The following is a 5,882-nucleotide window of genomic DNA, read 5'->3' as shown; positions in this document are numbered from 1 at the left end:
GCAGAACGCATGCATCTCAATTTCAAGACGCGTCTCAAACGCCTGAGTCATAAAACCGTCTGTTTTTCACAGGACGAAAGAATGCAGTGCAACAGGTGTTGACACCCGAATGACCGGGCAGGCATCTTGCGTTCACACCGCCGCCAGCGTGATGCCCGGATTGCCCCGGTTCAAATCGTGATGCTGGCGGAGCGCGGGAAAACGGCGGAGGAGGTCGCGGCCCGGCCCGCTGCGCGTGCTGAAATCCTCGCCGAAAACAACCGCGCTGATGCCGCCCCGGTGCTGAAGGTAGAGCAGGCGGTCGCGCACTTCCTGGCGGATGAAGCCGCCTGCGCCGCTGGAGCCGTAACCGTGGATCAGAGTCAGCACCCGGCGATGCTCCAAACGGGCCTGCGCCAGCTCGCGGTCGAGACGAAGCAGGGCTTGCTCCACCGTGGGCATTCCCTGCTTGAGATTGATGATTTTATGCAGATCAAGCTGGCCGGGCAGAACCAGCTCCAGCGCGGACTCGCAAAAAGGGCAGCTGCGCAGTCCTGGCTCCACCTCGTTGCCGCAGACTCCGCAGCAGATTTCCCTCATGCCCGCCCGCCCCGGCGCACTTCAATCACGCTCGGCAGCTGGCTGAGATGAACTTGCAGGCGGTGAAGCTGCTCAAGGCCGCTGACCTCGACCAGCACCCGGAACTCGGCGACTTTGTCCGCCTTGGTGCGCGAGTTCATCTCAATGATGTTCGCGTCGTCGCTGGAAATGGCCGAGCTGATGTCGGCGAGCAGGTTCTTCCGGTCATGGGCTTTCAAAAGCAGCTCGGCGCGGTGCGGCCCTGCCCCGCCGTCTGACCACTGCACTTCGAGCAGACGTTCCGGCTCGGCAGTGAGCAGGCTGGGGCATTTGGCTTTATGCACCGCAATGCCGCTGCCGGTGGTGATGTAGCCGATGATTTCATCGCCCGGCACTGGGCGGCAGCATTGGCTGATTTTGATCAGCAGATCGTCTATGCCGTCCACCTGCACGGCCCCGCGTCCGGCAGGCACCGGCCTGCTGGCCTTGTTTTCGCTGGCGGCGGCTTTCTCCACCTTCTCCAGCAGCTCGGCCTCCTGCCGCTTCGTCTCTTCCGCCTTGACCTGCTCGTCCGGCAGCAGGGCGCGTTCAAGCTGCTGCACCGTCACTTCGCCCGCGCCGACCTTGGTCAGCATGTCATCAAGGGAGACCGCCCGCAGCTTGGTCAGCAGGAGGCGGAGCTGGCCGCTCTTGATCAGCTTCTTCAGGCTGGTCTCGCGGTTCTTCAGCTCGCGCTCGCAGATTTCCCTGCCCAGCTCCAAGGCGCGGGCCTTTTCCTCCTTGCGCAGCCAATGCCGGATTCTCGCTTTGGCCCGGCTGGTCTTGGCCATGTGCAGCCAAGCCTGCTTGGGATGCGGCTCCTTGCTGGTGATGATCTCAACGATGTCACCATTTTGCAGTTCCTGCTTGAGCGGCACCAGCCGACCATTCACCCTTGCTCCGGCGCAGCGGTCGCCGACCGAAGTGTGGATGGCGTAGGCGAAATCTATCGGCGTGGCACTGCGCGGCAGCTCGCGAACTTCGCCGGTCGGGGTGAGGACGTAGATATCTGGGTCGTACAGCTCGCCGCGCACGGTGTCGAGGAACTCGACCGGATCTTCCACCTCCTGCAAGCCTTGCACCAGCTTCTTCAGCTCATGGAAAAGGCGGGCATCGTCCCGGTTGATCTTCTGTCCTTCTTTGTACGCCCAGTGCGCGGCCACGCCCTCCTGCGCCACCTCATCCATTGCCTGGGTGCGGATCTGAATCTCCATGAAATGGCCGCCCGGCCCGACCACCGAGGTGTGCAGCGACTGATAGTTGTTCGACTTAGGCGCGGAGATGAAGTCCTTGATCCGGCCCGGCACTGGAGTCCAGCTGCCGTGGATGGTGCCAAGAGCCGCGTAGCACTCATGCACGGTGTTGACGATGATGCGGAAGGCCACCTTGTCATAGACCTGCTCGACCGGGATGTTCTGCACCACCAGCTTCTTGTAGATGGAGTAGAGATGCTTGGGCCTGCCCAGCACCCGCAGCGGGGTGATGCCCGCCGCCTTGAGCTTGCCGCGCAGAATGGCTATGACCTCTTCCACGTACTTTTCCCGCTCGCCGAGTGTGCTGTCAAGATGCTTGGTCAGCGAGGCGTGCTCCGCCGGAAAAAGGTGCTGGAAGGAAAGGTCTTCAAGCTGCCGCTTCAGCCAGTCTATGCCAAGGCGGCTGGCCAGCGGGGCGTACAAATCCATCGTTTCCCGTGCCGCCTGCCGCCGCCGCTCCTCCTCCGCATTGTGCAGGCCGAGCATGTCGTGCAGACGGTCGGCCAGCCGGACGAGCAGCACCCGGATGTCCGATCCCATGGCCAGAAACAGCCTGCGGATATTCTCCGCCTGATGCGTCAGGCTGGAGTCATAGCGGACATTGGTGATCCTGGTCGCGCCGCTGACGATGTTGGCGACCTCTTGGCCGAACTGAGCTGACAGCTCCTCATGAGAAGCGTGGCCGTGCCGGATCACCCCGTGCAGCAGCCCGGCGGTGATCGTCACCACGTCCAGTTTCATTGAGGCGATGGTGGTGGCCACATCAAGTATATGCCGGACGTACAGCTCGCCGGAAAGATGGAGCTGCCCTTTGTGCCGTTCGCAGGCAAAGGCGTAGGCCCGTTCCAGAGGACTAAGGTCGACATCCTGAAGATAGCTGCGGGCGATCGAGAGCAGGCTGGTGAAGTCAGGCATTTTTTGTCTTGGAGGCAGTTAGCTGGGAAAGATCATCGCGTCAACTCGCTCGGCAAAGCGGTTCGCCATGCAGACAAGTCCAGCAATCTATTCTAAACGTCAAACAGCTGCAACAAAAGGCTGCTGCTCCTGCCGCAATTTCACAAAATGCCTGCCGCCTTCTTCGCCATCTCCGCCGCCTCTTCCTTGCTGCTGACCACGCCGTCAAGCTGGGCCTCCAGCACGTGGTTGAGGAGCTGTTTGAACTGCGGACCTGGCTGCAAGCCCAGTGTGAGCAGGTCTTGGCCGCTGATGAGCGGCCGGACATCGCGCAGGCTGGTGACGTAGCGCGACACCGCCTCCTGAATATGCTTCTTGCGGGCGATGACCATCAGACTGAGCAGGGCCTCGTTATCCATGCCGCGCAGCAGCCAGTATATCTCGCTGGGCTTGAAGAAAGGACGGCAGAGCATATCTGCGGCAATCTGCTCGCTCTTCACCTTGCGCTCAATCAGCAGCCTGCGCAGGCGCGGCGGGGCTTCAAAGCGGTCGCAGAAGCGGCGCAGCTCCAACTCCCGCGAACGGCTGAACAGGGCGAGCAGGCGTACAGTCCAGCACTCGCACTGCTTGTCCTTTTCCGGCAGATAAAGGAGGCGGAACCAGGCAAGAGCCTTCTCCGCCTGCGTCATGACATGGACAAAGCGGCGGTCTATCTTCAGGTTCGGACGCAGGTCGGGCCAGAGGAGCGGAAAAAGGCCGAAGCCCTCCAGCCGCTGCAAGGCCGGGAGCGGATTGTCTTCGGAGAACAGCAGCCGCAGCTCGTTGAAGAAGCGCAGGCCGCTGAACTTCTCTGCCCGGTGCATTTGCACGGCACTGCGGATGAGCTTCTCGGAATGCCGGGCAATGCGGAAATCGAGACGCTGCTCGAAGCGCACTGCCCGGAAGATACGGGTCGGATCCTCCACGAAGCTGAGATTGTGGAGAACACGCAGCTGCCGCTCTTTCAGATCGTTCTGCGAGCTGAAGTAGTCAACCAAGATGCCGAAGCGGTCAGGGTTGAGATGCACAGCCATGGCGTTGACCGTGAAGTCGCGGCGGAAAAGATCAAGCTTGAGCGAGCTTTTTTCCACCACTGGCAGGGCCGCAGGCTCGGCGTAGTATTCAAGGCGGGCCGTGGCCACATCCACCCGCTGGCCACCGGGCAGAATCACTGTGGCAGTGGCGAACTTCTCATGCGTGCGCACAGAGGCCTTTCTGCGTTGCGCAAACTCTTGGGCAAAGAGGATGCCATCTCCCTCCAGCACTATATCTATATCTAAGTTGCGGCTTTGCAGAAGGAGGTCACGAACAAAGCCGCCAACCGCGTAAGCCCGCATCTCCATGCTCTGCGCGGTCTCGCCGATCTCCCTCAGGAGCAGGATGATCTCCCTGCCCAATGTCTCAACCATCAGGCGGCTGATGGTGCGGCTGCGCTCCGCTGAAGGATGCTCTTCCTCGCGCAGCAGGCTGCGCGGCAGGCGGGCCGGATCGTGGGCGAGCAGGTTGAGCAGATCCGTGCGGGTGATCACCCCGCAGAGGAATTCCTCCCCCTCTTCCTCCCGGATAATCGGCACCAGTCTTTGCCGCCGGGTGATGATCAGCTCCTGAATCTCGGCCTGGCCCGCGTCTTCGCGCAGAGTCGCCAGCTCCGTCGTCATGTAGTCGCTCACCGGCGCATTGCCAAGCTGGTGGGCAATGCCCTTTTCCGCAATCCGGCGCGAGATCATCCCCAGCAGACCCTTGGGCTGTCTGCGCTCGCTGTTGTCGCGCACCACCGGCAGCACGGTGAGGTTGTAACGGGTGAGCAGCTCGCTGGCCTCGCGCAGGCTGACTTCCGGGCGGACGGCGATCACTGGCGAGGACATGATCTCACCGGCCAAAGCCTTGGGCCGCACGCAGCGATAAAGCAGCTGCAGCAGTTCCTCCTCGGCCTCGAAGATGCTTTTGTCGCTGATCACTGCCGAGGCAGCTGCCGCGTGGCCGCCGCCGCCAAAGGCGCGGGCCACGTCCCCGGCGTTCACTTCCGGGATGCGGCTGCGGCAGATGAGGTAGAGGCGGTCGTCCATGCCAACTAAGGCAAAGACCGCGTCCAAGTTCTCCATCACCATCATCCGCCGCACCAAGGCCGAGAAGTCATCAGCGTACTGCGGCAGGTTGAGACGGCTGACCGTGACTGCCACGGTGTTGATGGTGTATAAGGTCGAGTTCTTCAGCAGCTGATTCAGCAGCGAGACCTGATCCGACGACAGCTCGCGGCTGACAAAGTGGTTGACCAAGTCCAGCTTTGCTCCTTGCTCGATCAGCCAGGCGGCGGCGCGAAGATCGGCAGGCGTGGTGCCTGCGCAGAGAAAGGAGCCGGTGTCTTCGTGAATGCCGATGCTCATCAGGGTGGCTTCATCTGCTGTGAGGCGGATGCCGCGTTCCTGCAAGAGCCGGGCGAAGATGGCAGCGGTCGAGCCAAGCAGCTCCACCACCTCGACCGCGCCGCGCAGGTCGCCGGGCGCGTCTGGGTGGTGGTCGTAGAGATGAATCTCCAAGCCGGGATTGCGCAGGCATTCCTGCACCCGGTCGAGGCGTTCAGGCTGGCGGGTGTCCACAACAATCAGACGGCGGACCGCGCTCAGATCAAGCTCCTTCAGCTTCTTGAAGTGGTAGAGATGGCGGAGGTCAGCAGAGAGATACTCGGTCAGCCGCCGCTCGGCTGCCCCGGCAAAGACCAAGGTTGCGCCCGGATAGAGCTTCCGCGCCGCGATCATTGAGGCGAGGCCGTCAAAGTCGGCGTTGTTGTGGGTGGTGATGAGATCCATGCCGCCCAGTGTACTTGATTTGGCGAGATGGGGGAAGAGGCGGCATGGATGTTTCACGGCCTGATCAACTGGAGGGTACCCATCAGGCATTCTGGTGGGTACCCACCAGTGTCTCTGATGGGATCCCTGTAGATTGCCTGATGGGTACCCTCCAGTTTTTTTCCTGCTCCGCCTGTCTGTTTCAAGCTGCCCTGCATCAGGAGCAAGGCAATTATCCTGTTGAAAAAAATGGCAGGATGTGTATGCTGGTGCATTTGGTGAAGCTCCAGATTGATTGCAGGGTGCCTTTGAG

The 5,882-nt window shown here is 61.5% G+C and carries 4 protein-coding genes; 1 reads left to right on the top strand and 3 read right to left on the bottom strand.

Annotated features, from left to right (window positions below; all coding sequences use genetic code 11):
• Nucleotides 1-132 precede the first annotated feature (132 nt).
• From ACNKID_RS09895 to ACNKID_RS09885, 3 genes are all read right to left on the bottom strand, one after another.
• The gene (locus tag ACNKID_RS09895; protein ID WP_417913266.1) at nucleotides 133-579 is read right to left on the bottom strand and encodes a Smr/MutS family protein; all 447 of its coding nucleotides are present in this window, start codon (nucleotides 577-579) and stop codon (nucleotides 133-135) included.
• Nucleotides 576-2,765, bottom strand: a complete 2,190-nt coding sequence (locus ACNKID_RS09890) for a RelA/SpoT family protein (RefSeq protein ID WP_417913265.1) — start codon at nucleotides 2,763-2,765, stop codon at nucleotides 576-578. Before ACNKID_RS09890 ends, ACNKID_RS09895 begins: the two co-directional genes overlap by 4 nt.
• 140 nt (nucleotides 2,766-2,905) lie before the next feature.
• The gene (locus ACNKID_RS09885; protein WP_417913264.1) at nucleotides 2,906-5,647 is read right to left on the bottom strand and encodes a CBS domain-containing protein; all 2,742 of its coding nucleotides are present in this window, start codon (nucleotides 5,645-5,647) and stop codon (nucleotides 2,906-2,908) included.
• On the opposite strand from ACNKID_RS09885, the gene ACNKID_RS09880 reads away from it, so the two are divergent.
• Nucleotides 5,635-5,882 (top strand): hypothetical protein (locus tag ACNKID_RS09880; RefSeq protein ID WP_417913263.1); only part of this gene is annotated, 248 nt, incomplete at its 3' end. The genes ACNKID_RS09885 and ACNKID_RS09880 overlap by 13 nt on opposite strands.

Source organism: Candidatus Electronema sp. TJ, assembly GCF_048287355.1.
Classification (GTDB): domain Bacteria; phylum Desulfobacterota; class Desulfobulbia; order Desulfobulbales; family Desulfobulbaceae; genus Electronema.
The sequence above is the reverse complement of the archived record's forward strand: the minus strand, read 5'-3'. Positions and strand labels throughout refer to the sequence as shown.

Excerpts from the sequence above, each read along its gene's own strand:
- ACNKID_RS09890 (WP_417913265.1), bottom strand. The coding sequence starts at position 2,765 with ATGCCTGACTTCACCAGCCTGCTCTCGATCGCCCGCAGCTATCTTCAG.
- ACNKID_RS09895 (WP_417913266.1), bottom strand. The coding sequence starts at position 579 with ATGAGGGAAATCTGCTGCGGAGTCTGCGGCAACGAGGTGGAGCCAGGA.